The organism is Arthrobacter sp. H35-D1, assembly GCF_030063185.1.
In the GTDB taxonomy this organism is placed as follows: domain Bacteria; phylum Actinomycetota; class Actinomycetes; order Actinomycetales; family Micrococcaceae; genus Specibacter.
In genome coordinates this window covers 1-828 of sequence record NZ_JASISP010000077.1, presented here as the reverse complement: position 1 = coordinate 828, position 828 = coordinate 1, and the positions used below count along the sequence as shown (strand labels likewise).

Annotated in this window: 1 protein-coding gene; it reads left to right on the top strand. The window is 58.7% G+C overall.

Annotation, left to right across the window (positions count from 1 at the left end):
- Window positions 1-828: ISL3 family transposase (locus QMG25_RS20355; RefSeq protein WP_283462950.1), on the top strand; the 828-nt coding region annotated here is incomplete at its 5' end.

The following is an 828-nucleotide window of genomic DNA, read 5'->3' as shown; positions in this document are numbered from 1 at the left end:
GTAAAGATCATCGGTGTTGATGAGCACGTGTGGCGCCACACCCGGCATGGGGATAAATACGTCACCGTGATCATTGATCTGACTCCGGTGAGGGATAAGACAGGCCCCTCCAGGTTGCTGGATATGGTGGAGGGCCGTTCCAAACAGGTCTTCGCTACCTGGCTGAAACAACGCCCTCAAGCCTGGCGAGACGGGGTGGAAGTCGTGGCCATGGATGGGTTCTCCGGGTTCAAAAGTGCTGCCGCCGAAGAGCTGCCTGCCGCTGTTGCTGTGATGGATCCGTTCCATGTTGTCCGTCTTGCTGGCGACGCGCTCGATGACTGCCGTCGCCGGGTGCAGCAGGCCACGTGTGGGCACCGGGGACGGGCTGGGGATCCGCTCTACAAGGCCCGGCTGACGATGCATACCGGTGACGGGTTGCTGACCGAGAAGCAACAAAAGCGAATCACTGACCTGTTCGCTGAGGAGAAGCATGTCGAGGTTGAAGCGACGTGGGGCGCGTATCAATGCATGATCGCTGCCTACCGGGCGGAAGACCCGGTCAAAGGGAAGAAGCTCATGCAGGCTCTCATTGATTCCCTCAGCTCCGGGGTTCCGGCCGCTCTGAAGGAGCTGAAGAAGATGGGTGGAACACTCAAACGCAGGGCAGATGATGTGCTCGCGTACTTCGACCGCCCAGGCACCTCCAATGGCCCCACCGAAGCAATTAATGGAAGATTGGAACACCTTCGGGGCTCTGCCCTCGGCTTCAGGAATCTCACCAACTACGTCGCCAGATCATTGCTGGAATCCGGAGGCTTCAGACCGAAACTACACTCTGGATTCTGA